This window comes from Ralstonia sp. RRA (genome assembly GCF_037023145.1).
Classification (GTDB): domain Bacteria; phylum Pseudomonadota; class Gammaproteobacteria; order Burkholderiales; family Burkholderiaceae; genus Ralstonia.
This window is the reverse complement of record NZ_CP146093.1, coordinates 233,308-257,071: the sequence shown is the minus strand read 5'-3', so window position 1 is coordinate 257,071 and position 23,764 is coordinate 233,308. Positions and strand designations below refer to the sequence as shown.

Below are 23,764 nucleotides of genomic sequence, written 5' to 3'. Positions count from 1 at the left end.
GTGGGGATCAACTCCTACGGGGAGAGGTATTTCGCCATGCAGATGGCGGATGCCGGGCACAGCAAGCGGAATTGCGAACTTGCTTGCAGCGGGCCAGGTGCCTGATCCCTGTCGATGAGCTCGTACCCGAGCACGGTGAAGTAGTCCGCTGCAGTCGTCGTCAACAGAAAGAGACGGCGTACGCCCATCGCGGCGGCATCGCGCTCGGCGATTCCCACGAGGGCGCGGCCTAGCCCATTGCGACGAGCTTGCTTGGCGACGGCGACCGACCGAAGCAACGCATCCGATCCGTATGGCTCCAACCCTGCACAGGCCAGAAGCTCTCCATCCTGCACGACCAGATGAAAACGGCTGGCTTGCCCAACCGCAATATCTTCGCTTGGCAGTCCTTCCTTGATGAGCAACGCTCGGATGCCCGAATAGTCCTCGGGGCGTGCCGGTCGAAAGTCAGGTGTGCTCATTGGTGGAGTCAATCCGCCGGGTGTTCGCCAGAGGACTCGATGATATTGGGATGTCCGTGACGCGCCAGGCGCGGCTCCAGCATCCGGTGCAGCGCGAACCCGAGCGCCGCACCGGTGCACTCGGCCAGCACGTAACCCGGCACGCTGCCCGGCGCAATGCCGGCGAAACTGTTGCTGAACATCCGCCCGAACGCCGCCGCCGGATTGGCAAACGACGTGGAGGCCGTGAACCAGTAGGCCGCGCCGATGTAGGCCGCCACCATGGAAGAGGCGCGACCGTTCGGCGCACGCAAAATCACCAGAAGCAGCCCCGCGGTTGCCACCGCTTCGGCAATCCATTGCCCCGGTCCGCTACGCACCTTGGTCGAGAACTGCAGGATCGTCATGTCGAACATGGCATGCGCCAGCCATGCGCCCAGTAGCGCCCCCACAAGCTGTGCAGCAATGTAGGGGGCCAGAGCCGAACCGGGCAGCTCTCCTCGCGCCACCATGATCGCGCTGACGGCCGGATTGAAGTGCGCGCCGCTGATCGGCCCGAAGACCTCGATCAGGACGTAGAGGCCGCCGACCGTGGCCGCCGTGTTGGCCAGCAGCGCCACCGCGACGTTGCCGCCGGCCAGGCGTTCGGCCATGATGCCGGACCCGATGACAATGGCGAGCAGTAGCGCCGTGCCCAGTGCTTCGGCGGCAAGCCGGCTGCGCAGATCGACCATGGCGTTCAGTCTTGCGAGATGTGTTCGAGCTGCGCTTGCAGCTCGGCGTTGTTCAGGGTGTCGAGCGGCAACGCCAGCAGTTGCAGCATGCGGTAGCCGATCGCCTGGCGCGTCAGCTCGAAGGCTTGGCGTTTGCCGTCATCTCCACCCGGCGCGTTGGACGGATCAGCGTAGCCCCAGTGCACCTTGACCGGGCTGCCCGGCCAATAGGGACATTGCTCGGCGGCGGCGCTGTCGCACACGGTGATCACGATGCGCATCTGCGGCGCACCGTCCACGACGAACTCATCCCAGCTCTTGCTGCGGTAGCCGGTGATGTCGATGTCGGAGTTGGTGAGCGCTTCCAGCGCGAACGGGTTGAGACGGCCGCTGGGTGCGCTGCCGGCGCTGTAGGCGCGCACGTCCTTGCCCAGCTCTTGCGCCCAGTGGTTGAGCATGCCTTCGCTCAGCACGCTGCGCGCGGAATTGTGGGTGCAGAGGATCAGTACGTTAGTGGTCATGGGAGAGAGAGGTTATTGCTGGCCGATGTCGTGCACAGCCTTTTGCAGGGCCACGGTATCGAGCTTCGGGATTGGCAACGAGAGGAACAACTCTATGCGGCGCTTCAGGGTAATCGCCGCATCGCGGATGGCCTGCTGCTTGCGCTCGTTTGAGCCTTCCACCGCTGCGGGATCAGCCACACCCCAATGGGCGGTCATCGGCTGGCCGGGCCACACCGGACACGCCTCGCCGGCCGCCTTGTCGCAGACGGTGAAAACGAAGTCCAACTCGGGCGCACCGTCTTGCGAGAACTCATCCCAGCTCTTGCTGCGGAAGCCGTCGGTCGCAACGCCGAACTGCTGCAACGCGCGCAGGGCAAACGGGTTCACCGTCCCGGCCGGATGACTGCCTGCGGAGAACGCCTTGAAGCGGTTGCCACCGAGATGGTTCAGCAGGCCCTCAGCCAAGATCGAGCGCGCGGAGTTGCCAGTGCAGATGAATAGCACGTTGTAGGTCTTGTCGGCCATCACGGCCCTCCTAGCAGCAGGACGAACCGGACTTCACCGCAATGCCGGTCGGCTTTCCGCCCGGCGCGCGTGGGGCGCAGCAGGCGGAGCCTTCGGTCGCAGCCTCCTCCGGCTTGCCCTCACTGAACACCGGGATGTTGCCGAGCGAATGGAACTGTTCCCACGCGATGCCTTGGGGATCGGTGATCCAGTGCTTGTCGCTACGGGCGTAGCAGCAGGTAGTCTCGCCCTCGTCCAGCATTGCCATGTCCGCGGCTTCGGCGCGTGCCTTCAGCTCGACCAGCTCGGCGGCGTCATCGACCTGGAAGCCGAGGTGGTCCACGCCGACAGCGCTGCCCCGAGTGGAAATGGCGAAGTTGATGCGCGGATCGTCCAGCATCCATTTCGCGTAGTCGCTCTCCACGCGGGTCGGCTCGGCGGCGAACAACTTGGAATAGAAGACGATGCTCTTGCTCAGGTCATCAACGTGGACGTGTACGTGGAATCGCTTCATGGGGAATCTCCGGTCAGCATTTGCATGCGGTGGTGCTGGTTTCCAGGCAGGCTTCGCCCTGGCAGCAGTTGGCAGTGAGGAAGCCCAAAAGGGCATCCATGTGGCGTAGACGGAAATAAATTCGTCACTACTTCGCAAATAAAAATGTCAATTCACGAGGAAGTGTGACGCGACGCTTGTCTGAATCTTGGCTAGAAAGCGGTGTGGTATTGGGTGAGCGTCACTGGAACGTAGCTGGGGCAATTGTCACTTGCCCGCCGAATTGGATTCTTTGCTGGCAACCCGCATCTTCGTCCGAAGCACCACAGGCGCGGGCTCACCGCGCTGCGCCGGCTGGACGCGAGTAGTTTCTGCGTGACGGAGGATAACCTCCATGCTCTTCACTTGCATGGCAACCACCGTCGGTCGTACCGCTTTACGCGCGCTCGTCGCCATCGCATCCTCCGCGAGCCAAGTCGGCCGAAGCACCGGCCCCAAGAAAAAAGCCCGAGGTCCGTCATTCGCACATGACCGCCGACCTGATCCGGGCTTTGCGCGAACGATCATAAAGTCACTCGTTCCGCTTGGTCAAACGCGCTCCGGGCGCCCGCAGCAGACGCATGACTTCCATGCATCATATTCACTGCGCAGTAAAAATGGGCAATTCAGCGAATATTCAAGAACTCGCTTGAGCAGCAGTCCATCGCACCTGCCGACGACGACGCTCAGCGTCGCCCAAACGCAGCCGTAAGTTGCCGCGCTCTCTTTACGTCGTCGCCATGCAGATAGATCGAGGTGGTCGAGATCGAGGCGTGCCGCAGATTGTCCCGTACGGTCGTGAGCTCCGCGCCACGGGCCAACGCGTGCGTCGCGTGGGTATGCCGCATCCAATGCGGGCTCGCCTGGCGCAGTTTCTGCGCAAGCGCCGGATGATCGGGTTCGATAATCTCGGCGGCCGTCCAAAAGAAGCGCCGCACCACGGCCCATAGGCGCGCCGTCGTGATGCCGGTTTCTGACTCCCCTACCACAGCACCAATGAGCCGCACTTGAGGATTCCACCGTGCGACGCTGACCGGCAAGCTTCGCTCCACAAGGTGCCGATCCAGCGCGCTGCGTGCCAGCGGTGGCACCGCGACTTTGCCCGCACGGCGGCCTTTGCCCACGAGGTTCAGCCAGTGGTCGCCGGCCGCATCCACTTCCAGGTCCCCCAGCTTCGACGTGACGAGTTCGCTCGCGCGCAGCCCGGTAGCATAGGAGAAATCGAGCACGAAGCGCAGACGCTGCCCAGCAGGTACAGCCCAGCCATAGGACCACTCCAGCCCGTCAGCGATGGTGCGGACCAGCACCCACTCCCCTTCCGAGAATGCGTGAGAAGTGGCCAACTCGGGTGAGCGTATTGCACCCCGGACCTTCAGACCTGCAAACGGATTGGCCAACACATAGCGCTGCTGGATCAGCCAGCGAAACATGGCGCCCAACACTGACAGCGCATACGCGATCGAGTGCGCCGACAATCCATCCGTCAAGGGCCGCCACTCGACCGAAGTGCGTGGCCGTGCGGGCCCAACCCAGCGTTCACGTGGCGCTGGTCGCCGCAGGAAGCTTCGATATGCAACCGCATCCTCGGTAGTCAGCGAGGACAGAGGTTTGCCACGCTCGATGATCGCCCACAAGATGAGACGTTCCGCTTCCTTCCGGTAGGCGCGCTGCGTCGCTGGCGATTCATGCAGGGAAAGCCATGCCTGCACAGCCTCGTAATCGTCGTCGGCTGAGAGGACGCAGGTCTCTCGTGGCGCCCGGAATTGCCCTCGCGAGCCATCGACCTCGTGTGGTAAGCGCAGTTGCTCCCAGGGCACCACCACTCCGCGAGCTTGCTCGGCGATGAGCGTCCGAGCGCGCTCTGTCAGACGCGGGTGGTCAGCGAAGAAAGCCTCGATGCGCCGCGCGCTGGCCTGGCCCAGCCCGGGAATGACCACCCACCAGCGGCGTCGACGCGGCACGCGCACGGTCAGGTCCGCAAGGGTGTCGATGCCCGCGGCCCGTAGCGCGGCGACGGCGCGTGCATCCAGCCACAGTCCGACGTCATCGCTGATGAGCGGGGCTGGCAGCGGTAGCGTGCGAAGCAGTTCGATTGCTTGGTCGGCTGCCCTGCCCTGTTTTGCACGGTCGGCCGCTGGCATCTCGAACAGCACCACCAGGTCTTCGCGCTGACGCTGGCGCGCAAACGCTGCTAGCTGGCGCCGGATGCGGCCGAGAATGCCGCGCGAAGATTGTCCGAGCGCCCGCCGCTCACCGAGATAGCGTTCGACAGCCTTGCGCGCCGATAAGCCCGCATGCCAGGCGCGCAGCACAGCCAGTTCGGCGGCATCGGGCAAGCCAAGTGGCGCGACAATCGCAGAATCAACGGGAAGCAGACGCGTTTTCATGGAAGGCAGTTTAGTTCTTCCATAAAGCTATTGCGATAAGAAGGATTATCACGTTGCACCGGATTCTGCACCAGAATTAACACCTTCCAGAAGTAGAGATTTCCGGCGTCGTTGATTCGTCAGTCGAGTGGCCGACGGAAGCAAATTTGGCAACGTTCGCTATCTAAATCTGGCGACTTCTCTCTTGTTACTCGAACATTGGCGAAGACTTGTCCATTTTTGCTTCCCGCTGGTCAACCAGTGGTCATGAGTCCTTCGGCTCCGTCGGAACTCCCTGGCGCCCCTCTCCCTTATGGGGTTGTTGACTTACCCGCTACCGAAGTACCGCACCTTTCCTGCGCCGGAGCCCGCCGACCCTTCAGCCACCATTTTCGCTGATCTGCAAGAGGGGCTACGGCGCTTCTTCGGCCCCGTCATCGCCAACCTCGCGTTGCCAGAAGGCGCCCGGGGTCAACGGGACCCAGATGCTGAAGCCTGGCGCTGAACCAACGGGACATCCGCATTTCCGGGTTGACGCTCCGCTGGATCTTGCAGCGCAATATCGAGGAGCCGGCGACACGAGCGCACAGCATGATGGACCGCCCTAGTTCGATCCAAAGCGGTCAATGGGTACACGCCTCGGAGGGCGGCAACGACAAAGAGATTTGGTGGGAGGGCAGAAATCGAACCCGCGATGCTATAAAGCAACGGCTTATCAGGCCGCCACGTCTTCCGCTTCGTCACACTCCCGAACCTTCCTAAGGTCGAGTCGACAGATCATATTTCAAGGGCGAACAGCGGCCTGAGACCTTCACGTAGCTTGAGATGCTGCTGAGTTCTGCTGCGCCCTTCTCGCCGATAGGTACTGTTCTGCCTCAGCAATCCGCCGCTCAAGCGCACAACGTATCTCACCTGCTATTGACTCTTGGTCCTTGGCAAAAGTCGCCTCATCAAACGGCAGCTCCATCTCCTTCCGCAGTTCTGCAAGAACGGGTGGAAACAACGGCCTGATCTCAGCAAGGCGTTTAACCAGTGGTTTTAGCGCATTCAGATAGTAGGTGCTGCGCTCGGTCATGACTACATCCAGCTTGGCGTTCATGCCAGCTATCCGCTGATCGTGAGCCTGGATCACTTCAACTGCTCTCTGGCTTGCCACAGCGTTCACATTGGGTTGCACGTGGACAGTTTGCAGGTGCTTGATCATCGTCTGTCGCAACTCGAATTCAAGCTCCCGCTCTCGCTCAATCGCCTTGCAGCGATCCTGAATTTGGCCAAGTACAACCCTGTGCCCAATGCTTTCGCTCCACGCTAGGCTCAAGGCGCCTACGAGTCGCTGGATGCCCGCTATGGTTGGCGGGGTAGCAACTAGCATTGCCTTGGTGAGACTCGAATGGCCGGCAGCAAAGTCCGCCGCAATTTCGTCTCGCGGCTTCCCGCTTTCCAAAACCATGCTGAGGGCATTAATCGCGCGAGTCGCACCTTCAAACGCCGGAAGAAATACGTCCCGCCGGAGCCCCATCTCCCGTTCGATCCTCTTCTGAAGGACGGTGCTATTGAGGTCCGCCTGGCGCATTGCTCCGCTGTGCAAAGTCGTAAGAATCACGCCACCCAAGGCCACGAGCGCACCATAGACGGCGTCTGGCAGACCACGGTAGAAAATGACCGCTACTAGACCGGCGGCAAAGGCCATAAGTACCAACCAGAACCGCTTTCCCTCGAGCCCCCACATGACGTCCCCTCTTTTTTCAATGAGCGTTTGCGCACACCCGCATACTCTAGGTGCGTAAATCCGCATAAGTCCACTGCCGCGCCGATGCCGGAGGAGAAAAACACACGGCTTCGTAAACTGACAGGCCTGGATCGCATGCACAATTGGGCATAAGGCCTGTTCTCGGTCGCTCCTGGCTTGGAGGATGCAATGGACACCCCGCGTGACGATGACTCGGCTCGGTCGTTGTATGAACTGTTCGAGCCGCCCCTGCGCCGTGAGCGCAAGCTGCAGTGCTTGACGCTTTACGATCCGTCGGGCCGCATGCATCACCTGTACCGGCTCGGCTTGGCCGAGCCTAGTGCCGATTCGCACCTTCGGGGCCGGTCAACGTGTGTGACGCTGAGCACATCGAACAGTCGTTTGGGGAGGACGAAGCATGACCCGCGATGAGCTGATTGCAGCGGTGCCGATCCGGGAGTCCCAGGGCCGTTTGTACGTGCGCATGGACGATGTGCCTGAGCCATGGCGACAGCAATTTGCTGAGGCGATGATAGGCAGCGCGTTCATCGTGGTCCAAGGCGAGACGTGCATCACCCCGCATGCCCACGATTGGGATGCCTGGGTCCGCGACCAGTGGTACAACCGCCCTGGACCAACAGGGCTCTCCAAACGGTGAAAACTCAGTGAATAAGCAAGATCTGCAAAACTTGCTCATGCATCAAGAGGCGGTGCGAATGGTTTGCGCCGATCAGTCGCTAGAGGCGCGGGCACTGGAAATCCTGGGGCGCTGGGATACGGTGGCCTCTACCCGACAGGCGGGATCGGCCAGAAGAATTGCCGCCTTGGTCGCAATCGTCTTTGTCTTGCCTGCGCCTGGGCAGGCTACGGCGACACAGTGCTGGCGTAGCTCCGCCACTTCACGCTGCGACGGATGGTGACCGAAGCGGCGAGACCCGCTTTGTGGCAGGCCTACAAGTTTGGCACTAGCTTTGGACAGTCGGATCAGTGGAGAAGCTGGGGCCTGAGCCAGCCACAATGACCGGCAGATGGGCTCCAGAAGACGAAGAAACGAAGCGAGCCAACGCACTGGGCAGCCTTTAAGACGAAGGGCGCGCTGGCGGAGCTTATGGGAGACAAGACACTGGCGGAACTGGCCCAGCGGGTGATGCAGGCGACGGGCAAGCAATCCGGGAGGTCAACCAGTCGTTGATCGTCAAGCAGGGAGAGATCACGCAGTTGAACAAGGATGGCGCGAGGCTGGTCGCCGAAGCCGGGGTCGCGACAAAGCGCGTTCGCGAGCTGGAGACGCGCGGCGAATTAGCCCAACTCGAACTCGACCAGACGCGCTCTGATCGAACCCGAATGGAAGCTGAGCGTGATGCCCTGCCCGCCACTGTCCAGGCGCAAGCGGATGAACTGGCGGCGGCGCGAACGGAACGCGAGAACTCCATTGGAGAGTTGGCCAAGCTCTCCGCGCCGCTCGAGGCGCAGCAAGTCATGCTGACCGACTACCGGAAGCAGCTCGGCATGGCCGGCCCGGCAGCGTAACGGGCGACTCGCTGCGCGTCAGCGCGGGAGGCGCTGCCAGCGCCAAAGTTCGACGCAAACGGCATATTCACTGCGCAGTAAATATGCCGCCGGCTCCAGCCGGGCCCAACGGGTCAGCGTCGTGAAACCGTAAGAAAATACCGAGATGGACCCGACGCCGCCCGCGGAGGAAACTGACGGGCTCGATCGTTCGTTTTGAGGGAGGTCCGTCATGGGAATCGAAGTCCTCGGCATTGATCTGGCCAAGCAAGTGTTCCAGCTCCACGGAGCGGATCGTCGTGGGCAAAGCGTCCGACATCGCCGAACTGCCCCCGCATCGCTGGAACCCCAGCGTCACCTAACTGGCAAGACGGGTTCGCCGGGCGCTTACCTTCGAGGAGCCCTTGCGTCATATGACCCGCCGGCATCCATCCTTCGCTGGCAGCCTCCTGCTGGTCCGCCTGACGGTTCAACTGGCCGCGGCGGCTTGCGGCTAGTACCGGATGGAAGGGGGGCGCACGAACGCAGCCCAGACCTAATACTCCAGATTTCGCTGTGCCTCTAAAAATTCCGCTCACCCGGCCCAACTCGTTCTGACAACGCTATCCATTGAGTGCGCAGCCTACCGAGTAGTGGTGGATGCGGGAACAGCTGTTTGGTCGCAATCCTGGAGATTTATGTAGACGCGCGCACCTTCGTGCAGCCCACCACCTTGCGGCAGCGGCACGATGACATGACGTTGTTGTGGGCCGCTGTAGAAAAACTTGCCATGGGTCGGCCCAAAGATGAACTGCACATAAGCAAAGCGTGCCGTGCTACTCATTTCCGCAAGCGAGCACATTGCCTCCAAAGGTGCCAGGTCGGTTGGTGTGCCGATTTTTATGATTACACCTGGCCGCCAACCTTTGGCGTAGTCATACTTGCCTTCATAAGCGGTGGTGCAACCACTGACCACGGCCGCCAGCGCCAGCGCGCTGCACGCCCGCAAGGCATACCCACTTTTAAGAGTTACGTCAGAGCTGCTTGGCATTACTCGCTCCGTTTCAGTCCACCGCCGACGGTCAAGCTTGAAGATCGGGATCTGCACGCCTAGCTGCCCCGCCCAAAAAAATGCTCGGTCTTCGTTGTGCACCTTTCACTTTCTCGAGCGGATTGCCTCGAGAACGCAATTGGCGAGCGTCGCTTCACCACGCGTCTCAATGTGACTGATGCTGCCAAGGGGGCACGCGATTCTGATGGGATAGCCCTCGATCGACGGATCAGGTCTCCACGATCTATTATTGATGCCATCGGCCGAGCCTTTGTCGCGTAGCCGGCGCTATCGGACAGATGCACGGCGTTGCCTTGACATACGGCTCCCGCGCTTGGGCGGCGGTGTTGAGCCGTGGCACGTTTCTGGATCGTTTTCCAAAGTGAGGGGCTTATGAACAATTTCACTCGTTTCATCCCAGCACTGATTTTTGTGCCTTTAGTCGCCTTGGGTGCGGCGAATCACCTCGCCGGCCTAGACGCCAATTCCGGCGGGCCCGCACCCAAAGCGGGCCAACCCGGAGATCCTCGAAAGGTGACGCGTACCATCAGTGTGACCATGAGCGATGACATGCGTTTCCAACCGATCACGCTCACCGTCAAAGTGGGCGAGACCGTGCGTTTCGTTGTCAAGAACCTTGGCAAGGTACACCATGAAATGGTGATCGGCACCGCCGCCGACTTAAAAGAGCATGTCGAGATGATGCGCAAGATGCCGGAGATGGACCACACTACTGGAAAACATCTCTCGCTCGAGCCTGGCCAGCAGGGAGCAATCATCTGGCGATTCGGTGAACCCGGCATTATTGACTTTGCTTGCCTGGTACCGGGGCATTACGAAGCCGGAATGATCGGAAAGATTGTGGTCAAATAGGAGAAGGCCACAACCTTCGATATTCGTCAATCGAGGTCTCGCTGTCGTCAAGCTACGATCGGTGATCATCCCATGAATGGGATCCACGTGAAGCGGAGGTTGTGGTCGCGCGCCGTACTGCGGCACTTCGTATCCCCATCACGCCCGATCATCCTGCCCTGTAAAGATTGCTCCGCTCAATAAAAATCACGATGCCCTTGGCCTCAGGAATATCAGGAAAGATTGAGCTCATATCGATTGGCTGTCCACCTCCGATCGTTGGTGCCGTGAACATCCAGCCAATTTTCTTTTCCCCAATCTGGAAAGCAACAGTTTCACCAACGTACACATGTACGTATCTGATGCGTGGAGTCAAAGTAATTGTCCGGCTCGCATGTGCAATTGCGGCTGGGTGCCCAAACTGGGCTGTCGTCGTAGCGACGGATGTGCACCCAGACGCAAAACCTAGCAACAAGAGCATGAGGGCACTTTGGAGAGCCCGCTTTAGGTTCATGATGCGCTTCGCACAAACGCCGAAAATGCGTCCATGCTGTTGCATTTTACACTGCAGACGACGACAACGCCCTGTCGCCGCGATTACAGTTTTGTTAACAAGTACCGAGTTCAACGCAATGTGGTTACCCGTTTTTTCGGGGGTGGCACGCGGAGATTAGCGGTGACTCGGCCGCTTTAACTCGGTCGAATCAACATTGAAACAGCATCGGAAATGCGCGCATGCACTGCCCCGATCGACCAGTGCCACGACAACAACAGTGGGTTTTGCATGACCGATTTAACAAGAGCGCTCATTGAGCGATGGAAGCATGACAGAGACGGGACTTACCAGACGTGGTTTCTCTGGCCCGAGCGCCTCAAGAACTTTCGCTCCATTCGGCGTGGCATTGGTAAGGTGGTCAGCGAGATCCAGACCGGAACATTTGGCAACACCTATCGCGGATCTTCTCTCGAAACCGTGGTCTCTGCGATTGCCGAGCAGCGCCAAATCTTCAAGGGGGCGGACCACGCATTCCTCTGGAAACCCAAGCTGCGTATTCCGGACATCTACGAGAATCCAGATCATCAGCGAGCGTTCGCCAGGATGCTGCATACCTGCAATTGCTGCAACACCGAGCCGAGCTAGTTCATGCGGTTCAGCAGTTGAACCAGCACGGCATCAAGGGGCTGGGCCCGGCCGCTGCCAACCTGCTGTACTTCATCCACCCAACTTTGGCGGTTCCCTTCAACACTGCGATCGTCAACGGATACAACGCGCTGACTGGTTCTCGTGTCAAGCTCGGCAAATGGGACCACTACCTGGCCATGCGCGAGGGCGTGCGGTCCCTGAATGGACGCTACCGCGACCTGCTTTCCAATGATCTGGGTGCGATTGCCGGACTGCTGTTCGATATCGGCATGGAGCGCTATTCGGCTCCGCCGCGAGAGGGGGGCGCCGCCGTGATCGCTGCGTGGGAGAAGGATCTGACCAAGGCCCGCGAGGAAGCTGCCTCTTTCGCCAAGCAACTTCAGGCAGGCCGAACCGACGATGCATCCCATACAGAGGTGCAAGGCTGGTTGCGCGATCTTGGCAGGGCGTTGGGCTTCGCGGTTTGGGTGGCGACCAACGACCGCAGCCGCCCCTACAGTGGCGGCATGCTTAGCGATGGCTGCTTGACGACATTGCCGAATTCACTTTTGGTTTCAGGCGCTGACACCGTACCTCTCATCGATGTCGTCTGGCTGAACGCTGTCTCGCTGGAGGTGGAGGCTGCCTTCGAGGTCGAACATAGCACGTCCATCTACTCGGGCATAGTACGACTGTTGGACTTGGCGTTGGGCACGGAGCAAGCGACAAGAAAACACCTATTCCTGGTGGCCCCAGATTCCAGAGAGGCAGACGTGCGTACCCAACTGGCACGTCCCGCTTTCCGACAGGTTGCAGAACTCGGCATTCGTTATGTTCCCTACACAGGCCTCTCCGAACACCGAGATAGCATTGCTCGTTTTGGTGTGGGGATCAAGCCGATCGAAGCCATCGCTCGAACGCTGTAGTCAGCAGCGAGAGACACCGCGAATGCAGGGCTGTGCATGACGCGAGGCAACCTGGGAGCCACGGCAACTCTTGGGTTTCCTACAGCTTCGCCGCTAAGCGCTTCGACGTGATTTCTTATTACGGCAGCCACAAATAGCGGCACGCGCATTTGCGAGCCGTTTTTCGCCATGTTTGCGGCGCAGATACCAGGCGAAACCCGCCAGAAGAACAATCCATGTGACGAAAACGAGAGCCATTGCTGTCCGCACGCCTGCGGGCAAGTCGGCCACCGACATGTTCCTCACGATCACTTTCGCTGAGCCAACCAGCTATTACGCCAGCGTATCGCCAGATTCGTTGGCGACATACCTGGTGAACCCGTCGCTTTCACGGCCAACGTCTTCTTCTGTTGGTTCAACTGTACGCTTGGAACACGGTGGATGTTCCATCCAAACCGATCAGCAACACGCTGTGCGGCATACGTCGATTACCGTACGCCGGACCGTCCATGCCAGGTGCGCCGATGGGCATGCTGGGGACCGCCAGCCCGATTGCCTTAGGGCGCTCCCGCAGCAGGCGCCTGACTTCGCGCGCGGGCACATGGCCTTCCAAGGCGTAGCCCTGCACGGCGGCCGTATGGCACGAAGCATAGCGATCGGGAATGCCTGCGGTGCGCCGTGCCTCGACGGTGTCCTCGACGTCATGTGCGACTACATCGAATCCGTTGTCCCGCAGGTGGGACAACCAATCCTTGCAGCATCCACAACCCGGCGTCTTCCAAACCTGGACTGTAGGCTTAGGTTCAGACTTCTGCGCCAAAGCTATGGCAGGCAAGAGAGCCAGGCCGACGACCAGGGATCGCCTAGACGTGGATATAGGTTGCGAGCTCAACGGTGTTGTCATGACGCGTGTAAGGCTACACAAAAATGCCGGAATTAGGTCCCGGGCGGAGAAAGCACACCCAGCCAAGCAACCAGAGCCAGTATTATCACGGCAAGGCTGGCCTCCGTGATCAGACTCCGGCGCAATGTCATGACCGCGCCAGCGTGATCGCCGCTGCGCATAGCGATTTCAAGTTGAGGACTCAACAGATAACGATTCGCCGACGCCAGCCCGAGCATGAGCCCGAACATTGCCAACTTGGCCAACAACAGGACGCCGTATGCCGAAGTTGCCAATCCGTCGATTGTCGGGCCCACAATCAACAGATAGTTGACGACGCCTGTTGCAAGCAGCGTGGCAACAATCAACGTCCCAAGACGGGCGAAGCCGTTGGACGTATGGTTGAGGATTTCCACCGACTCCAATGAAGCCGCCTGTGGTGTCCGCGCAAGCAACACAAACGCTGTCAGCGATCCAACCCATGCGCCCGCAGCTAACAAGTGGGCGATGTCGGCGGTGATGTGAACGTATCCACGCGAACCATCGTCCATCGCGCCATGCCCCGCCCAGGCCACTGTTGCCAGCGCTACCGCCCCTAATACGGCAAAAATACTAAAAGGCAGAGTCTGTCGCCTACGCACACACATGGCGATGATTAAACAAGCAGCCAGCGCCGCGATGCGCACCATCCACCCAATGCCAACCGCGGTGCTACTCAGCATCATGCCGAAGACGTGGCTGGTCAACTCCGCATATTTGGCGGCTCCCGTCATCGCTTTGGCCGTCACTACGATACTCCAAAGCGACAGCACGATGCCGGAAGCTGCGGCGACACCAATAGCGCAGACATACCGGCGCGCAATCGCCGAGCTTCGATGGTCGGGGCGCAGAGCGTAGGCACCGAATAACGAGACTCCAAACAGGATCGTCAGATCCACGTATAGCGCAAAGCGCAGGGCGATATTGAGCCAATCGTCTGCCATAACCTTACTTCACCTTGAACGAGAAGTTCCCCGACATCGGGTGCGTATCCGACGAGACAGCACGCCATTCGACCTTGTACGTACCCGTCATCAGCGGCTGTGCGGGCGTGATCACCATCGTCTTGGGGTCATCGCCGGCAGCGACTTTCGCGGCGACTTTCATGGCGTCATGACCGGACATGCCAGGCATCTCAGTCATAACGAGATTTGCTCCCGAGAATTGCGTCGAGAGATTTTCCGAGAACTTGAGTTCGATCTTTGCCGGCGCGGCGACCTCCGCTTTGTCGGCAGGCGTCGAAGACAGCAGCTTAGGATGGGCGAATGCGGCCGTGCTGGCGAAAATGGCCGATGCCGCGACCGCAATGCTTGCGATGTAACGATTGTTCAACATGTCAATACCTCCTGGTGATGTAAAAAGAGAACGGTTAGTACCAAACGCGCAGGCCCGCCACAAATCGGGTCTCACCGCTTCGGCCGCCATCGGCCCGAATCATGTTGGCGGTGTTGCCAAAAGTCTGGTACCGCTCGACGCCGATGTAAGGCGCGAACTGCCGGCTGAATTCGTAACGCAAACGCAGGCCGACGCTAGCGCTGGACAGACCGCTGCCTATCTCCAGAGCCGGATCATTTTTCCCATAGAAGTTGGCTTCCACGCGTGGTTGTAGAATGAGACGCTGGCTCAGCAGCAATTCATACTCCGTGGACAGTCGCAGCGCGGTGCGACCGCTATTACCGACGTATGCGGTGGCCTGGATGTTGAACCAATATGGCGCTAGGCCTTGCACGCCGAAAGCCGCCCAGTTCCGCGCCGGACGTCCCGATCCGACGTCGTTCCGGATCCCAAGCTGGGTGTCCCAGAACGTCGTGATCGCATGTCCCCATAGCAACTCGGTGCGCGCCTCCTCGAGTCGACCTTTTTTCACATCGCCTTCCGCCTTCAGTACGACCTTGTTGTAAGTGCTTCCGTACCACGCTTGGGCCTCATAAGACGCGGCATTGGAGTTGGGCCCCCGCACCCACTCCAGGCGATCAATTAAGAACGATCCGAAATTGTGTTCATCGGCCATCATGAGTTGGCGGGTGTTGCTCAGCGCGTACTTGCCAACACCCAGTTGATATCCACCCGAGTATGCATTCGGATCCCGTGCATCAGGTGGCGCCGAGCCGCCTTGCATTTGCATCGAGCCATGGTCCATGCCCTGCATCGAGCCGTGGTCCATGCCCTGCATCGAGCCCTGATCCATGCCCTGCATCGAGCCGTGGTCCATGCCCTGCATCGAGCCGTGGTCCATGCCCTGCATCGAGCCGTGGTCCATGCCCTGCATCGAGCCCTGATCCATGCCCTGCATCGAGCCCTGATCCATGCCCTGCATCGAGCCCTGATCCATGCCCTGCATCGAGCCGTGGTCCATGCCCTGCATCGAGCCCTGATCCATGCCCTGCATCGAGCCGTGGTCCATGCCCTGCATCGAGCCCTGATCCATGCCCTGCATCGAGCCCTGATCCATGCCCTGCATCGAGCCCTGATCCATGCCCTGCATCGAGCCGTGGTCCATGCCCTGCATCGAGCCGCGGGCTGCTGGCTGAGTGTCGGCGCCCGAGCTTGGCGCCATGGTGTCGTAGGTCGCTGTAGATTCCTGTGCAGATGCGGCGCTGATGCTGACAAGGGCCAAGGCAACTGCCAGTGCTGTCTTAACGTGCTTATGCGTGGTCATTTGACTTGTCGATCCGGGCTTAGGCGACGATCACTTCACGGAACATACCTGCATCCATATGAAGCATGAGATGGCAGTGCCAAGCCCATCGGCCAAGAGCGTCAGCCGTGACAAGGAAGCTAATGCGCTGCGCGGGCTGCACCGGAATCGTGTGTCGGCGCGCCAAGAATGTGCCGTCCGGCGCCTCAAGTTCGCTCCACATCCCATGCATGTGCATCGGGTGCGTCATCATCGTATCGTTGTGAAGAATGACGCGAAGACGTTCCCCATAGCGAAAATGAACGGGGGTCGATTTGCCGAACTCCACTCCGTCGAGCGACCACGCGTAGCGCTCCATATTGCCGGTCAGATGTAACTCCACCTCGCGCTGAGGGCTGCGGGCGTCCATAGGGCCGCCGATCGTATGCATGTCCTGCAGGACCAGCACACGTCGCCCATTGTTGCGCAGCCCTATGCCGGGATCGTCGAGGTTGGTCCGCGCCATATCGACATGCATGTCGGTGCTGGGACCGTACTCTGTACGCGCATGACGGGCTTTCTTGCTCGGCACCTTCAAGGAGTTTGCGGCATTGCCCGGCATCGCTCCATGCTGGCTGTGAGCCATTGCCATGCCGCCATGGTCCATGCCAGACATGCCAGACATGCCAGACATGCCAGACATGCCAGACATGCCTCCCATGTCGCCCATCATATCCGCCATCGTCAGCCATTCAGCCTTGTCGACCGCTGGCACAGGGGCTTGCACGCCCTGGCGCACGGCCAGAGTGCCCCGGGCATATCCGGTCCGGTCCATCGTCTGCGCGAACACTGTGTGGGCCTCATCCGTCGGAGAGACCACTACGTCGCAGGTCTCGCCAGGGCCAAAGCGGAACTCATCGACCGACACCGGTTCGATATCCTGTCCGTCAACCTGCACTACCTTCATCTTCAAGCCCGGAACGCGAACGTCATAGAACGTGTTGCCGGCGCCGTTGATGAAGCGCAACCGTACCGTCTGGCCTGGAGAAAATAGACCGGTCCAATTCCCCGCTGGCGTCACGCCATTCATGAGGTAGGTCAGCGTCGCGCCGGAGAGATCCGCCAAATCGGTCGGATTCATGCGCATCTGGTTCCACATCTGCCGTTTGTTCATGGCAGATGTCCATCCCTCACGGGAGACATCGCGAAAGAAATCGACCACAGTCGGCTGGTTATAGTTGTAGTAGTCGCCTTGGATCTTAAGCTTGGTGAGGACGCGCATCGGATCCTCGTCCGTCCAGTCGGAAAGCAAGACGGTGTAATCGCGATCGGCCCGCACGCGGTCCTCGCCAGCGGGATCGATAACGATACCGCCATATAGTCCTGTCATTTCCTGGAAGCCGGAGTGCGAGTGGTACCAGTAACTGCCACTCTGCTGGACCTTGAAACGATACGTGAATGTCTCGCCCGGGGCGATGCCGGAAAAGCTGATCCCGGGTACGCCGTCCATCTGGAACGGCAGAATGATGCCGTGCCAATGAATTGACGTGGGCTCCGGCAGACGGTTGGTCACCCGGATGGTGACCGTGTCACCTTCACGCCACCGCAACGTTGGGCCAGGCAGCATGCCATTGATGGTAGTCGCCATGCCTGGCTTGCCGGTAAAGTTCACTGGGGTCTCAGCGATCACCAGATCGAATTCGGTGCCCCGCAGCACGGGCGCGGTGCCAAAGGCTGTGCCCTGGGCCTGCGACGCCCGCGCGGGCATCCCGCCCAAGCCCAGGCCAGCGATCACCCCTCCGGCGGCCAAGCCTTGCACAAATCGCCTCCGCGGAAGGTTCGGAAGCACCACGCCCATTGCACGATTGCTGCGCATCTCTTTATTCCTTGCGTAAGTCCCTGATGAGATTTGTACGGCAGGAGCAGCCTAATCACTCCAAGGCTACCTTAACCTGACCGAAACATTACATATTGGTCAGGTTGGTCAGCAACCATGCCGCTCCATGTACGCTACACGATACCGGTCGCACTTTTCGTGCGCCATAAGTAATAAAGAGACAGACATGAAGCTCCTTGTTGTCGAAGACGAATCCAAGACCGGCGAATATTTGCAGCAGGGGTTGTCGGAAGCCGGCTTTGTTGTGGACCTTGCCCGCAATGGCTTGGACGGCCGACATCTTGCAATGACGGGCGACTATGACCTCTTGATTCTTGACGTGATGTTGCCCGATCTCGAAGGGTGGCAGATCCTGCACGCACTGCGCTCAACTGAACTGGCTGTGCCGGTGCTGTTTCTGACCGCGCGCGATAGCGTCGCTGATCGGGTCAAGGGCTTGGAGCTGGGCGCGGATGACTACATGGTCAAACCATTTGCATTTGCGGAATTGCTCGCGCGTGTTCGAACTCTGCTTCGACGAGGCAGTGCGCCATCGCTTGCAGAACGCATCCAGGTGGCCGACCTGGTGCTGGATCTGACTCGCCGTCGTGCTTCCCGTGGCGGTCAGCGAATCACGTTGACCAGTAAGGAGTTCTCGCTGCTGGAACTGCTAGCCCGCCGTCATGGCGAGGTGTTGCCCCGGTCCCTGATCGCCTCCCAAGTCTGGGACATGAATTTCGACAGCGACACTAACGTGATCGACGTCGCCATTCGACGCCTGCGCGCCAAAATCGACGATAACTTCGAACCTAAATTGATCCATACCGTCCGTGGCATGGGCTATGTCCTCGAAGGTCCGGAGGACGGGGAGTAATGAGGCGCCATTCACTAACGGCGCGGCTGACCGCGTATTTCTCCTTGTCATCAGCGGCCATGTTGTTGGGCCTCGGCATTCTGATCGCCCTGGCCATGGAGGAGCATTTTGCAGTGGAAGACTTTACGGCGTTGGGCGAGAACGTGAACGTTATTCGCCGGGTGGTTGAGAGTAGCTCTGCACCCGAGGTCTCTAGTCGGCTCAACGACGTGCTACAGCACCGCACGGATCTGATTGTGCGAGTCCAGGCGCCACAGGGTCAGGCCTTGTTTGCCACCCCCGACTTTGACTTTGCGGAGGTGTTGGCCGTGCTACGCAAGGCAGGCCGTCATTCCGGGGCCCTTGTTTGGCAGCAGGGCGACAAGCAATACCGGGGGGTGCATATGCAAGTGCCGCTGCGCGACGACGGTGCGCTGGATGTATTGGTGGGCATCAATACTGAGATCCATGCGCATTTCCTACGCGCGTTTCGGAAGACGTTGACGCTCTACATCGCATTGGCCGCCCTGGCGAGCGGCCTATTTGGATGGTGGGCGGCCCGGCGGGGGCTGTTGCCGCTGCGCGCGATGGCTTCGCGGGCGAAGTCTGTGACGGCGGACCGCCTGGACGAACGGATGCCGGTCGATATGGTACCGGTCGAGGTTGCCGATCTTGGCGTGACGTTGAACGGCATGCTCGCGCGCTTGCAGGGCGATTTCCAGCGACTCACCGACTTCTCGACCGATATCGCACACGAGCTACGCACACCGATCACCAACCTGCTGACGCAAACCGAAGTGGCTCTCTCACAAATTCGCGAACCTGCAAAGTACAGAGACGTCCTTGCTTCAAACGTAGAAGAGCTGCAGCGTTTGGCTCGGATGGTGTCGGACATGCTCTACCTGGCCAAGATGGAGCACAACCTGACGCTGCCCAGTGCCGAGATGATCGAGCTTGCCGGCGAGGTGCGCGCACTCTTTGAGTTTTACGACGCGTTCGCGGAGGACAAAGCCGTGCAGTTGCAAGTGGAAGGACAAGCGCAACTGCGTGGCGATCGGCTCATGCTCAGACGCGCCTTCAGCAATCTGTTGTCGAATGCGATACGGCACACACCCAGGCGCGGCCGTGTGATCGTTTCCATCACGCCAACCGAGGAGGGCCTCGCCGTGACGATCGACAACGACGGCGAGGCGATTGCTCCCGACGTGCTGCCGTTCATCTTCGAGCGCTTCTTTCGCGCAGACAAGTCGCGTGCGCGCCCAGAATCGGACGGAGCAGGCCTTGGCTTGGCTATCACCAAAGCAATCGTTCTCGCCCATGGGGGAACCATTTCTGCCACACGCGTGCACGATCGCACTCGATTCACCGTCCGGCTGCCGATCCGCTGCTGAACTTTGGGGGGGCACGCTCGCTGACATCATCCGTCAGGTCGGCCCCTATGGCGGCCAATGTGTCGTGCAAGCTGCCCGAAGTCTTGCGTGAGCATGACGCCTTTGAAAGGTTGTGCGTGCATCACAACATGGCGATAACGCTTCCCCGTCAGGGGCCAGGCCCAGGCTTTTTCCTTGCTGTACATGCAGCGTGCCATTCCGGCACGTCGGCAATCAAGGAGAACCCAAATGCCTCACCAACACTTCCAAGCCTGCATCGACGAATGCGCCGCGTGTCGCGTGGCGTGCCTGCACTGCGCCACCGCCTGCTTGACCGAGAAGGACGTTCTGACATTGAGCACCTGTATTCGGCTGGATCTCGATTGCGCTGAGATCTGCGAAGCCGCCGTGGGCGTGATGGCGCGAGGCAGCGCCCAAGCCACTGCAATATGCGAGCTGTGCGCGAAAATCTGTCAAGCCTGCGCCGCCGAGTGTGCCAAGCACTCCCACGAGCACTGTCAGCAGTGCGCGCGTGCCTGCGAGACATGCGCCGACGCCTGTCGTGCCGTGCATTGAAGGTGGCATACCGGATCAATCTCGCTGATCTGTCGCACTTGTAATACGAGGGTCACGTTTCTGTCAGCCCCAGCCTTCTACACTGCATTGGCATAGCAGTGTCTTGTTTCAACTTGAAGAAGGAAAACGCGATGAACATCCTGAAAAAATCCGCATTGGTGGGGGCAGCGTTGCTGGCCCTCGGTGTCAACGTCGCCAACGCGGCGACCGCTACTGGCGCGCGCGACCCATATACCGATGGCGCTAACGCGATGGGCAAGCGCGATCCCTACACCGATGGTGGGCGCGCAGCGCGTGACATCTACACCGATGGCGCGCATTCGATGGGCACCCGTGACCCTTACACGGATGGTGGCCACCAATAAACCAAAGCTCAATCCCGGCCCCCCCTTTCCGGGCTTCCCCCTCCCCGGGGGTTACTCCCCGGGGCTCTTTCCCGCGCGCCGAGCGGTTTGCTGCGCAGGCTTGTACGATTGCCTCGTCGATTCGCTTCAGGTTTTTTCGTGCCGTACATTCTTGCTCGCGGGGGCACGGTAGCCGTTGTGTCGCTTCCGTCCAATGAACATGTGGAGGGGCACGGCCGCAACAGCAGCAATGCCCAGAACAAGGTGCACAGTCTTCGTAAGACCACTCCAATCTTCGGGCCCGTAATACAGCCCATAAGCGGTGATGGTCAGCAACAAGAACACGATTCCCGTCAACGTACCGGTCACGAGGTTTCGGCGCGCAACCCACGCGAAGCGAATGTGTTGCGGCAGCATGGAACCCAAGAGAATCAGGCTGCAGAACGCAAAGGCGCCATGCAACTGCAGAATCTGGCGGACGATCGGTGCGTCCTCCCATTGAAGCAAATCGTGCAAAACCGTCCATATCAGCCCAGACACCGCTACCGCTAGCAATACGGCGAGAGCAACCCAATAGTGATACGGATGCAGACGAATGCCTGTCCCTTTCAGGGGATGTCGATGCGAGGATTGCGTCATGATGCAACAACGTGTGCGTGATAGCTTGATAGCGCGCGGACCGTGGCGGGCGCCGTCGTACCGGCAAGCATGGCGACCTTGGTCAGTGCGTCCGCCCAGATACAGCGGGGGGCAATGACGGTGACCGTTCGCTCTGCGCAAGGCGCTTCCATCGGCGCTTGTTGCGACCGGATGGATGCTGTACCAGGGGGCAGTCCGAAGCTTTCTGCGAAATAGTGACCGCTGGTGGCCACGGCCCCGTTGGTGAGCCGACCGAGTAGTTCTAGCCGACCGGGCGCGTTGGCACTGCGTACGTGGATGGGCTGTGCATGCTTGCCAAAGACGCGCAGGTCCCCTCCGGCCGAAACGGCGCCACTGCGAACGTTGTGGCGCCGCAGACTTAGGATAGCCATGTCCACGGCAAAGCCTTTGGCGATGCCACCGAGATCCAACCATAGTGCGCGCCGCTTACTAATGCGATTTTCATCGAGCATCACTACATCCGCAAACCGCACGTCGACTTCCGCCGTCGGCCCCGCTGGGCGGGGCAAAATTTTGTGTGCCACCAACATGCGGGCCACGGTGGGGTCGAACACGCCGCCGGTACGCTCGTGCATGCGCTGGGCCTCGCGCAGCACACGCATGGTCCAAGGGTGAACGCGGACCGCTTCGCCTACCGACGCCGCATGCAGACGTGACAAGTCGCTATCCGAGCGCTGGAAGCTCATCAACGCCTCGGCTTGCTCGATTACGGAGAACGCCGCTGCGATGGCGGTTTCTGCCAAGTGAGCGCAGTCCTGGGGATACACATCGTCAATGCGAACTTCAACGAAAGTCCCCAATAGCGGTTTGGAGCGACGAATCACATCTTGGCTAGTAAGAGGTCATACACAGCCAGCACCCGCTTGACTCCCTGGGTGATGTGTTTGCATGAGAGCGTCGCGCCACTGATGTTACGGATGTCTTTACCAAGCTGCACAGCATCCTGCGCGGTCTTACCAACAAACTGGGCACGCCAGTCGGCATTGCGCACCTCATAGCCATACGTTTCCTGGTACGTCAGGATATCGACGGCGCGCACGGCTCCCTTGGCGTCGAGCGCCACGGCATACGTGATTTTTTCATGCTTGCCCACCACGCGATCCACGATGAACCAGCCGCCAGTCGACACTTTCCAGACCCCCTTGTCATTGAATGGCTCGTGTACCCCGGAGCGCTCGTTCAATGTTTCGCGAATCTGGTCCGTAATCTGGAGAGGCACGGCCTGAAAACTCGCGCCAGGAAACATCTGCGCCTGAGCCTGTTGAACTGTCAGGTATTCCGTCGCTTGGACGGGCACGACCAGCACCGCAAGCGGCACTGCCGCCATGGGAGTCCACTTCATGTCTGTCTCCGTATCAATGGACGCGCTTCAAAATGGGAACCCCACCTTGACCATGAACTCGTTGCGCGCATGCTCGTCACCGAAGATACGGTTGCCTGCCACTACGTCCGCCTGGTCCTCGTTGTAGGTTTTGACTACGGGCAATTGGTGGCGCCACGCGGCCGTTACCCACCAGTGTTTGGTGGCGTAGTGCAAATTGGGGCCAAGAAACCACGCGGAGTGATCACGACGGTTATAGCGATACCCCTGGAATTCACGATGGTTGCGCGCCTCCATGCCCAGGCTCAGGTTGTCGGTCAAGCGATAGGACACGCCGGCGGTCAGATCAAGCATGGAAGCACGCTCAATATCACCCATGGCGGTTTTGTCGCGCTCATGGGCACCGAGAATATTGGCGGCAAAAATGAGCCGATCATCCAACCAGTTCTTCTGCAAGATGATGCGCCATTCGAGATCGCGCTCACGGGGCCCCAGTTCTGGCTCGATGTACAGTGCCAAGCCGATCGGATCAGTCACTGGGTTCATGAGTTGGTAGATCGCTTCGAGTGAAACAGTCTCGAAGCGAGTCTTGCGGTAACGCCCAGTCGGATCGTCATTGGGACCGAGATCTGTCAGCGGCCCACGCGTGGTGCCATCAAGACCATTCCGATTGGCGTTCACGTAGCTCCAGTTGAAATAGCCGGCCAATTGGAATTTGTCCGTCACGCCGTACTCGACTTCTTCGCGGTTGAGCAATCCGCTATAGGATCCTTGGGACTGGCCCCGCTGCAGGAAAGACTGGTGCTCGAATTCGAAGCGGCCTTTGGGCATAACGTCGGCCGTGTAAATCCACCCGAACGGCGATTCGCCGGCAAGCGCAGTTGTGGAACACAGCCAGGCAAGCGCCCCAGCAAGCCAAACCTTCCCCCAATGCGTGCTTTTTGTAGCACCTTGCATTTGACTCCCCTTCCGAAATAAGGAGATTGTAAGGGAGAATGAGAATTGTTCGCAATAGCCTC

General features: G+C 59.8%; 25 protein-coding genes, 1 tRNA gene and 2 pseudogenes. 8 read left to right on the top strand and 20 right to left on the bottom strand.

Annotated elements, in window-relative coordinates; translation table 11 throughout:
• Window positions 1-14: 14 nt before the first annotated feature.
• From arsN2 to V6657_RS28175, 9 genes and pseudogenes are all read right to left on the bottom strand, one after another.
• Window positions 15-461, bottom strand: coding sequence for an arsenic resistance N-acetyltransferase ArsN2 (gene arsN2, locus V6657_RS28215; RefSeq protein WP_012435822.1), 447 nt, complete (start codon window positions 459-461; stop codon window positions 15-17).
• A gap of 8 nt (window positions 462-469) precedes the next feature.
• Window positions 470-1,174: an MIP/aquaporin family protein gene (locus V6657_RS28210; protein WP_012435823.1), complete on the bottom strand. Its 705-nt coding sequence runs from the start codon at window positions 1,172-1,174 to the stop codon at window positions 470-472.
• A gap of 5 nt (window positions 1,175-1,179) precedes the next feature.
• On the bottom strand, window positions 1,180-1,674 hold the full coding sequence (locus V6657_RS28205; RefSeq protein ID WP_012435824.1) for an arsenate reductase ArsC: 495 nt from the start codon (window positions 1,672-1,674) through the stop codon (window positions 1,180-1,182).
• Between the two features lie 12 nt (window positions 1,675-1,686).
• Window positions 1,687-2,181 carry an arsenate reductase ArsC gene (locus tag V6657_RS28200; protein WP_012435825.1) on the bottom strand — a complete coding sequence of 165 codons (495 nt, stop codon included), beginning with the start codon at window positions 2,179-2,181 and terminating at the stop codon, window positions 1,687-1,689.
• A 10-nt stretch (window positions 2,182-2,191) separates the two neighbouring features.
• Window positions 2,192-2,674 (bottom strand): ArsI/CadI family heavy metal resistance metalloenzyme, encoded by a 483-nt coding sequence (locus tag V6657_RS28195; protein WP_012435826.1) that lies wholly within the window; start codon window positions 2,672-2,674, stop codon window positions 2,192-2,194.
• Between the two features lie 13 nt (window positions 2,675-2,687).
• Window positions 2,688-2,777, bottom strand: a pseudogene (locus V6657_RS28190) (transcriptional regulator); the annotation flags it as partial.
• A gap of 601 nt (window positions 2,778-3,378) precedes the next feature.
• Window positions 3,379-5,079: a phage integrase family protein gene (locus V6657_RS28185; RefSeq protein ID WP_012435828.1), complete on the bottom strand. Its 1,701-nt coding sequence runs from the start codon at window positions 5,077-5,079 to the stop codon at window positions 3,379-3,381.
• A 645-nt stretch (window positions 5,080-5,724) separates the two neighbouring features.
• A tRNA-Ile gene (locus V6657_RS28180) sits at window positions 5,725-5,808 on the bottom strand.
• Window positions 5,809-5,869: 61 nt separating this feature from the next.
• Window positions 5,870-6,787: a hypothetical protein gene (locus tag V6657_RS28175; protein ID WP_012435829.1), complete on the bottom strand. Its 918-nt coding sequence runs from the start codon at window positions 6,785-6,787 to the stop codon at window positions 5,870-5,872.
• Window positions 6,788-7,205: 418 nt separating this feature from the next.
• On the opposite strand from V6657_RS28175, the gene V6657_RS28170 reads away from it, so the two are divergent.
• Window positions 7,206-7,445, top strand: coding sequence for a hypothetical protein (locus V6657_RS28170; RefSeq protein ID WP_012435831.1), 240 nt, complete (start codon window positions 7,206-7,208; stop codon window positions 7,443-7,445).
• Window positions 7,446-7,975: 530 nt separating this feature from the next.
• The gene (locus V6657_RS28165; protein ID WP_012435832.1) at window positions 7,976-8,317 is read left to right on the top strand and encodes a hypothetical protein; all 342 of its coding nucleotides are present in this window, start codon (window positions 7,976-7,978) and stop codon (window positions 8,315-8,317) included.
• A 601-nt stretch (window positions 8,318-8,918) separates the two neighbouring features.
• Here the strand turns inward: V6657_RS28165 and V6657_RS28160 are convergent.
• Window positions 8,919-9,326: a hypothetical protein gene (locus V6657_RS28160; protein WP_012435833.1), complete on the bottom strand. Its 408-nt coding sequence runs from the start codon at window positions 9,324-9,326 to the stop codon at window positions 8,919-8,921.
• Between the two features lie 393 nt (window positions 9,327-9,719).
• On the opposite strand from V6657_RS28160, the gene V6657_RS28155 reads away from it, so the two are divergent.
• Window positions 9,720-10,199, top strand: coding sequence for a cupredoxin family protein (locus V6657_RS28155; RefSeq protein ID WP_012435834.1), 480 nt, complete (start codon window positions 9,720-9,722; stop codon window positions 10,197-10,199).
• Between the two features lie 148 nt (window positions 10,200-10,347).
• Here V6657_RS28155 and V6657_RS28150 read toward each other — a convergent pair whose 3' ends face one another.
• A complete protein-coding gene (locus tag V6657_RS28150) occupies window positions 10,348-10,737 on the bottom strand; it encodes a CzcE family metal-binding protein (RefSeq protein WP_012435835.1) in 390 nt (129 codons plus the stop codon).
• A gap of 225 nt (window positions 10,738-10,962) precedes the next feature.
• On the opposite strand from V6657_RS28150, the pseudogene V6657_RS28145 reads away from it, so the two are divergent.
• Window positions 10,963-12,227 (top strand): annotated as a pseudogene (locus V6657_RS28145) (type II restriction endonuclease).
• Between the two features lie 394 nt (window positions 12,228-12,621).
• Here V6657_RS28145 and V6657_RS28140 read toward each other — a convergent pair.
• The 5 genes from V6657_RS28140 to V6657_RS28120 all read right to left on the bottom strand — a co-directional run bounded on the left by V6657_RS28140 (window position 12,622) and on the right by V6657_RS28120 (window position 17,621).
• Window positions 12,622-13,110 (bottom strand): DUF411 domain-containing protein, encoded by a 489-nt coding sequence (locus V6657_RS28140; protein WP_012435837.1) that lies wholly within the window; start codon window positions 13,108-13,110, stop codon window positions 12,622-12,624.
• A 32-nt stretch (window positions 13,111-13,142) separates the two neighbouring features.
• The gene (copD, locus tag V6657_RS28135; protein ID WP_012435838.1) at window positions 13,143-14,072 is read right to left on the bottom strand and encodes a copper homeostasis membrane protein CopD; all 930 of its coding nucleotides are present in this window, start codon (window positions 14,070-14,072) and stop codon (window positions 13,143-13,145) included.
• Between the two features lie 4 nt (window positions 14,073-14,076).
• A complete protein-coding gene (gene copC / locus V6657_RS28130; RefSeq protein WP_012435839.1) occupies window positions 14,077-14,463 on the bottom strand; it encodes a copper homeostasis periplasmic binding protein CopC in 387 nt (128 codons plus the stop codon).
• Window positions 14,464-14,497: 34 nt separating this feature from the next.
• The gene (locus V6657_RS28125; protein WP_157042482.1) at window positions 14,498-15,445 is read right to left on the bottom strand and encodes a copper resistance protein B; all 948 of its coding nucleotides are present in this window, start codon (window positions 15,443-15,445) and stop codon (window positions 14,498-14,500) included.
• Window positions 15,446-15,806: 361 nt separating this feature from the next.
• Window positions 15,807-17,621, bottom strand: a complete 1,815-nt coding sequence (locus tag V6657_RS28120) for a copper resistance system multicopper oxidase (RefSeq protein WP_012435841.1) — start codon at window positions 17,619-17,621, stop codon at window positions 15,807-15,809.
• A gap of 187 nt (window positions 17,622-17,808) precedes the next feature.
• Here V6657_RS28120 and V6657_RS28115 point away from each other — a divergent pair, with 187 nt between their 5' ends.
• From V6657_RS28115 to V6657_RS28100, 4 genes are all read left to right on the top strand, one after another.
• Entirely contained in the window at window positions 17,809-18,495 is a 687-nt protein-coding gene (locus tag V6657_RS28115; protein ID WP_009241638.1) for a heavy metal response regulator transcription factor, read from the top strand.
• Window positions 18,495-19,865 (top strand): heavy metal sensor histidine kinase, encoded by a 1,371-nt coding sequence (locus V6657_RS28110; RefSeq protein ID WP_012435842.1) that lies wholly within the window; start codon window positions 18,495-18,497, stop codon window positions 19,863-19,865. The genes V6657_RS28115 and V6657_RS28110 overlap by 1 nt, the downstream gene beginning before the upstream one ends.
• A gap of 228 nt (window positions 19,866-20,093) precedes the next feature.
• On the top strand, window positions 20,094-20,420 hold the full coding sequence (locus V6657_RS28105) for a four-helix bundle copper-binding protein (RefSeq protein WP_004635299.1): 327 nt from the start codon (window positions 20,094-20,096) through the stop codon (window positions 20,418-20,420).
• Between the two features lie 131 nt (window positions 20,421-20,551).
• Entirely contained in the window at window positions 20,552-20,785 is a 234-nt protein-coding gene (locus tag V6657_RS28100; protein WP_004635296.1) for a hypothetical protein, read from the top strand.
• 126 nt (window positions 20,786-20,911) lie between these two features.
• On the opposite strand, the gene V6657_RS28095 is transcribed toward V6657_RS28100, so the two are convergent.
• The 4 genes from V6657_RS28095 to V6657_RS28080 all read right to left on the bottom strand — a co-directional run bounded on the left by V6657_RS28095 (window position 20,912) and on the right by V6657_RS28080 (window position 23,702).
• Window positions 20,912-21,403 (bottom strand): hypothetical protein, encoded by a 492-nt coding sequence (locus V6657_RS28095; protein WP_004635293.1) that lies wholly within the window; start codon window positions 21,401-21,403, stop codon window positions 20,912-20,914.
• Window positions 21,400-22,167 (bottom strand): FAD:protein FMN transferase, encoded by a 768-nt coding sequence (locus V6657_RS28090; protein ID WP_238500925.1) that lies wholly within the window; start codon window positions 22,165-22,167, stop codon window positions 21,400-21,402. The genes V6657_RS28095 and V6657_RS28090 overlap by 4 nt, the downstream gene beginning before the upstream one ends.
• Window positions 22,168-22,244: 77 nt before the next feature.
• The gene (locus V6657_RS28085; RefSeq protein ID WP_004635288.1) at window positions 22,245-22,766 is read right to left on the bottom strand and encodes an FMN-binding protein; all 522 of its coding nucleotides are present in this window, start codon (window positions 22,764-22,766) and stop codon (window positions 22,245-22,247) included.
• A gap of 27 nt (window positions 22,767-22,793) precedes the next feature.
• Window positions 22,794-23,702, bottom strand: coding sequence for a DUF6662 family protein (locus V6657_RS28080; RefSeq protein WP_004635287.1), 909 nt, complete (start codon window positions 23,700-23,702; stop codon window positions 22,794-22,796).
• Window positions 23,703-23,764 lie beyond the last annotated feature (62 nt).

What these genes read in the sequence shown, in the direction of transcription:
- V6657_RS28150 (WP_012435835.1), bottom strand. Translation starts at nt 10,737, where the DNA reads ATGCAACAGCATGGACGCATTTTCGGCGTTTGTGCGAAGCGCATCATG.
- V6657_RS28080 (WP_004635287.1), bottom strand. Translation starts at nt 23,702, where the DNA reads ATGCAAGGTGCTACAAAAAGCACGCATTGGGGGAAGGTTTGGCTTGCT.
- V6657_RS28160 (WP_012435833.1), bottom strand. Translation starts at nt 9,326, where the DNA reads ATGCCAAGCAGCTCTGACGTAACTCTTAAAAGTGGGTATGCCTTGCGG.
- V6657_RS28120 (WP_012435841.1), bottom strand. Translation starts at nt 17,621, where the DNA reads ATGCGCAGCAATCGTGCAATGGGCGTGGTGCTTCCGAACCTTCCGCGG.
- V6657_RS28205 (WP_012435824.1), bottom strand. Translation starts at nt 1,674, where the DNA reads ATGACCACTAACGTACTGATCCTCTGCACCCACAATTCCGCGCGCAGC.
- V6657_RS28200 (WP_012435825.1), bottom strand. Translation starts at nt 2,181, where the DNA reads ATGGCCGACAAGACCTACAACGTGCTATTCATCTGCACTGGCAACTCC.
- V6657_RS28140 (WP_012435837.1), bottom strand. Translation starts at nt 13,110, where the DNA reads ATGACAACACCGTTGAGCTCGCAACCTATATCCACGTCTAGGCGATCC.
- V6657_RS28210 (WP_012435823.1), bottom strand. Translation starts at nt 1,174, where the DNA reads ATGGTCGATCTGCGCAGCCGGCTTGCCGCCGAAGCACTGGGCACGGCG.
- V6657_RS28125 (WP_157042482.1), bottom strand. Translation starts at nt 15,445, where the DNA reads ATGCAGGGCATGGATCAGGGCTCGATGCAGGGCATGGATCAGGGCTCG.
- V6657_RS28105 (WP_004635299.1), top strand. Translation starts at nt 20,094, where the DNA reads ATGCCTCACCAACACTTCCAAGCCTGCATCGACGAATGCGCCGCGTGT.
- V6657_RS28155 (WP_012435834.1), top strand. Translation starts at nt 9,720, where the DNA reads ATGAACAATTTCACTCGTTTCATCCCAGCACTGATTTTTGTGCCTTTA.
- V6657_RS28110 (WP_012435842.1), top strand. Translation starts at nt 18,495, where the DNA reads ATGAGGCGCCATTCACTAACGGCGCGGCTGACCGCGTATTTCTCCTTG.
- V6657_RS28175 (WP_012435829.1), bottom strand. Translation starts at nt 6,787, where the DNA reads ATGTGGGGGCTCGAGGGAAAGCGGTTCTGGTTGGTACTTATGGCCTTT.
- V6657_RS28095 (WP_004635293.1), bottom strand. Translation starts at nt 21,403, where the DNA reads ATGACGCAATCCTCGCATCGACATCCCCTGAAAGGGACAGGCATTCGT.
- arsN2 (WP_012435822.1), bottom strand. Translation starts at nt 461, where the DNA reads ATGAGCACACCTGACTTTCGACCGGCACGCCCCGAGGACTATTCGGGC.
- V6657_RS28185 (WP_012435828.1), bottom strand. Translation starts at nt 5,079, where the DNA reads ATGAAAACGCGTCTGCTTCCCGTTGATTCTGCGATTGTCGCGCCACTT.
- V6657_RS28170 (WP_012435831.1), top strand. Translation starts at nt 7,206, where the DNA reads ATGACCCGCGATGAGCTGATTGCAGCGGTGCCGATCCGGGAGTCCCAG.
- V6657_RS28100 (WP_004635296.1), top strand. Translation starts at nt 20,552, where the DNA reads ATGAACATCCTGAAAAAATCCGCATTGGTGGGGGCAGCGTTGCTGGCC.
- V6657_RS28085 (WP_004635288.1), bottom strand. Translation starts at nt 22,766, where the DNA reads ATGAAGTGGACTCCCATGGCGGCAGTGCCGCTTGCGGTGCTGGTCGTG.
- V6657_RS28115 (WP_009241638.1), top strand. Translation starts at nt 17,809, where the DNA reads ATGAAGCTCCTTGTTGTCGAAGACGAATCCAAGACCGGCGAATATTTG.
- copD (WP_012435838.1), bottom strand. Translation starts at nt 14,072, where the DNA reads ATGGCAGACGATTGGCTCAATATCGCCCTGCGCTTTGCGCTATACGTG.
- V6657_RS28195 (WP_012435826.1), bottom strand. Translation starts at nt 2,674, where the DNA reads ATGAAGCGATTCCACGTACACGTCCACGTTGATGACCTGAGCAAGAGC.
- copC (WP_012435839.1), bottom strand. Translation starts at nt 14,463, where the DNA reads ATGTTGAACAATCGTTACATCGCAAGCATTGCGGTCGCGGCATCGGCC.